Here is a 3,644-nt window from a genome sequence, read left to right on the forward strand (position 1 = left end):
GCATGACTCGGGGTCAGAGTGATTCGCCACTTCTTCTCCGTGTTGAACTTTCATCAACTATCTTTCATCGGCTTTGCAGCCGCACTAAGCGCGGAATTCCCCGCACCTGTTCATAGACGGAGCAGTGAGGGATTCTGTGTCCACAACGGAGACTGTGGACACATGACATTGGATGGCGCGGGAAGATCAGGGCCGCTTCGAGTGGTTCGGGTTCTTGGCAACGGTAAGCGACGATTTGATCCGGTTGAGAAGGAGCGCTTGGTTGATGCGGCCCTTGAGCCGGGAGTATCGATTGCAGGGCTTGCGCTTTCGCACGGAGTCAACGCCAATCAGTTGCGCAACTGGGTGGCGCTACGCCGACGCCGGCAAGCGAGCGAGAAGGAATTGACGGTTCTGTTGAATAGTGCGCCGCCGGCCTTCGTTCCGGTGGTTGCGGTATCTGCGACTGCACGACCGCCGGCCCCGTCGGCTCGGCCGACATCGCCACGGTTGCGGTTGAAGGCGTCGCTGCCGAACGGTGTGCGGCTTGAGCTTGAAGATGCGGATGCTGAGGCTCTGTCGGCGATGATCGAAGCACTGGGGCGTTGCGATGTTCCGGCTGGCTGATGATCTGCGCGTCTATCTCACCGGGAGCCGGTCGACTTCCGGGCGGGGATCAACAGCCTGGCGATCCTGGTGGAGCAGTCAATGGGCCTCAACCCGTTCGAGCGCGCGGTGTTCGCCTTCTGCAATCGTCGCAGAACCCGGATGAAATTGCTGTTCTTCGATCGGTCTGGCTTTGTGCTCGTGCTGAAGGCGCTGTCGGAAGACAAGTTCCGGTGGCCGCGGCGGCCGGAGACGGTGGTGCCGCTCAATGCCGAGCAACTGCATTGGTTGCTTGACGGCATTGATCTCGACGCGATGGTGCGCCATCCGGTGCGACAATATGAATTTGTCGGCTGAACTCGGCGCAAACGCACAGCGTTTGTCGCGGGACCGTTGACGGTAAGCGCTCATTTCGGTGCGCGTTATAAGGCGGCTTGAGCCGGCGGTCAGGCAGGCTGCTTTTTGAAGTTGAATGGTAGCAGGTCGTCGATGTCGGCGTTGTCGGGACGCTGCGGCAGTTCGGTGAGAACGTGCCGCAACCATGCGAATGGTTCGACGCCACAGGCGCGACAGGTCAACATCAGGCTATAGATGACGGCGCTGGCCTTGGCTCCATCGACGGTGTCGCTGAACAACCACGATTTTCGGCCGGTGGCAAAGATTCTAAAGATTCTAATGTCGCGCTCGAGTAAATTGTTATCAATCGGCATCCTACCGTCGTCGGTATAGCGGGTCAGATATTCCCATTGATTGCGCGTATAGGAGACGGCATCGCCAAGCTTGGTGTCGGGCACGACCTTTGGAGCGATCGCGTCGAGCCACGCCTTGAGTGCGTTCAGGACCGGGATGCTGTGTTTCTGGCGAAAGCGGCGCCTGTAGTCGGCCTGCGTTTCACCGTCATCCGGCCTCTCGTCCCGCACCTGCCTTTCGATCCGGTAGAGCTGGTCGAAGAACTTGATGGCCTGCGCCGGCGGCCCGCCGGGTTTCTTGCGCGCCTTGAGAGCGTCGACAAACTTCCGCCTGGCATGGGCCATGCACCCGACATGCGTGGCGCCTTTCAACGTGCGCCAGGCCTGATAACCGTCACTCACCAAGATGCCGCGGTAGTCGCCGAGGAAGGCCTGCGGATGCTCTTGTCCGCGGCCGGGCTGATAATCGAACAGCACGATCGGCTGGTGACTGTCCTCGCCGCTGCGAAAGGCCCACATATACGACGTGCTGGTCGCTTCCTTGCCCGCTTCCTTCAGCACCTGGACCGTGGTCTCGTCGCCATGAATGACGGTCTGCGATCGAAGCCGCAGCTTCAGCCTGTCATAGATACGAGACAGGTGTTTCTCGCTCGAACCGATCACCCAGTGGCCCAAAGCGCCGCGGCTGACAGGAACCCCGGCGCGCTCGAAGGCCTGCGCCAGACGATAGAGCGGCGTGCCGTCGACATATTTATGAACGAGCGCGAAGGCCAGCGTTGAGGCCGTGGCGATGCTGCCCGGAAGGGGCTGCTTCGGCATCGGCGCGATGACAACAGGCGTGCTGATGCCGGTGCGGTCGCAGTGTCGGCACGCATATTTGAACCGCGCATTCTGCAGAACCGTGGCCTTCACCTCGATGTGAAGCTGCTCGGTAACGAGCTCGCCCATGCGATGCATCGGGTGGCTGCAGCACGGACAGACCTTCTGGTCGTCGGCAAGGTCATATTCGACGCGCTGGCGCGGCAGGTTCGCCGGCAATGGCCTGCGGCCGGGTTTCTTGCCCTCCGGCTTTTCGATCTCCGCCAATCCCGTGTCCGGTAGAGCGACGGCATCATCGGCGTCTTCGCTGTCCTCGTCTCCCTCAAGGGCAGCCTGCTCGGCCTCGTTGAAGATGCGATCCATGTGCTTTTCGCTGCGCGGCGCAAAACGATGCAACTGCGCCAGCGCCAGTTCTTCCTCAAGCTTGAAGACGCGCTGCGCGAGGATATCCTTCTCGGCCTTCAGCGCGGCGATTTCGGCAGCATTCGCCGCCAAAAGCGCCATCAATTCCGCAACATCAGGGGTGCCGGCTCGAGTCATTATAGTCTTGAATCTGAGCCGTTCCCTTGCGTCAACGGTCCCGCGACAAACGCTGTGCGTTTGCGCCGAGTTCAGCCGACAAATTCATATTGCCGCACCGGATGGCGCGCCATCGCGTCGAGGTCAATGCCGTCGAGCAACCAGTGCAGTTGTTCGGCGTCAAGCGCCACCACCGCCTCCGGCCGCCGCGGCCAGCGGAACTTGTCTTCCGACAGCGCCTTCAGCACGAGCACAAAGCCAGACCGATCGAAGAACAGCAATTTCATCCGGGTTCTGCGACGATTGCAGAAGGCGAACACCGCGCGCTCGAACGGGTTGAGGCCCATAGACTGCTCGACCAGGATCGCCAGGCTGTTGATCCCGGCCCAGAAGTCGATCGGCTCCCGGTGAAGATAGACGCGCAGATCATCAGCCAGCCGGAACATCGCAACGCCCCAGTGCTTCGATCATCGCCGACAGAGCCTCAGCATCCGCATCTTCAAGCTCAAGCCGCACACCGTTCGGGAGCGACGCCCTCAACCGCACCCGTGGCGATGTCGGCCGAGCCGACGGGGCCAGCGGTCGTGCAGTCGCAGATACCGCAACCACCGGAACGAAGGCCGGCGGCGCGCTGTTCGGCAGAACCGTCAATTCCTTCTCGCTCGCTTGCCGGCGTCGCCGTAGCGCCACCCAGTTGCGCAACTGATTGGCGACCCCGTGCGCCAGCGCAAGCCCTGCAATCGATACTCCCGGCTCAAGGGCCGCATCGACCAAGCGCTCCTTCTCGACCGGATCAAATCGTCGCTTACCGTTGCCGAGAACCCGAACCACTCGAAGCGGCCCTGATCTTCCCGCGCCATCCAATGTCATGTGTCCACAGTCTCCGTTGTGGACACAGACTCCCTCACTGCCACGTCTATGAACAGGTGCGGGGAATTCCGCGCTTAGTGCGGCTGCAAAGCCGATGAAAGATAGTTGATGAAAGTTCAACACGGAGAAGAAGTGGCGAATCACTCTGACCCCGAGTCATGC

General features: G+C 61.0%; 4 protein-coding genes and 1 pseudogene. 2 read left to right on the forward strand and 3 right to left on the reverse strand.

The window, feature by feature from the left end; translation table 11 throughout:
* Positions 1-258: 258 nt before the first annotated feature.
* Entirely contained in the window at positions 259-606 is a 348-nt protein-coding gene (tnpA, locus tag BC360_RS24660) for an IS66-like element accessory protein TnpA (RefSeq protein WP_244512890.1), read from the forward strand.
* Positions 607-636: 30 nt separating this feature from the next.
* Positions 637-942 (forward strand): annotated as a pseudogene (gene tnpB, locus BC360_RS24665) (IS66 family insertion sequence element accessory protein TnpB); the annotation flags it as partial.
* Between the two features lie 89 nt (positions 943-1,031).
* Here tnpB (BC360_RS24665) and tnpC read toward each other — a convergent pair.
* From tnpC to tnpA (BC360_RS24680), 3 genes are all read right to left on the reverse strand, one after another.
* Positions 1,032-2,633 carry an IS66 family transposase gene (gene tnpC, locus BC360_RS24670; protein WP_065797228.1) on the reverse strand — a complete coding sequence of 534 codons (1,602 nt, stop codon included), beginning with the start codon at positions 2,631-2,633 and terminating at the stop codon, positions 1,032-1,034.
* Positions 2,634-2,704: 71 nt separating this feature from the next.
* Entirely contained in the window at positions 2,705-3,058 is a 354-nt protein-coding gene (gene tnpB / locus BC360_RS24675; RefSeq protein WP_065797229.1) for an IS66 family insertion sequence element accessory protein TnpB, read from the reverse strand.
* Complete coding sequence (gene tnpA / locus BC360_RS24680) at positions 3,042-3,482, reverse strand: IS66-like element accessory protein TnpA (RefSeq protein ID WP_065797230.1); 441 nt, start codon at positions 3,480-3,482, stop codon at positions 3,042-3,044. Before tnpA (BC360_RS24680) ends, tnpB (BC360_RS24675) begins: the two co-directional genes overlap by 17 nt.
* Positions 3,483-3,644: the final 162 nt, after the last annotated feature.

Origin of the sequence: Ensifer sp. LC163 (assembly GCF_001695855.1) — a bacterium.
Classification (GTDB): Bacteria; Pseudomonadota; Alphaproteobacteria; order Rhizobiales; family Rhizobiaceae; genus Ensifer.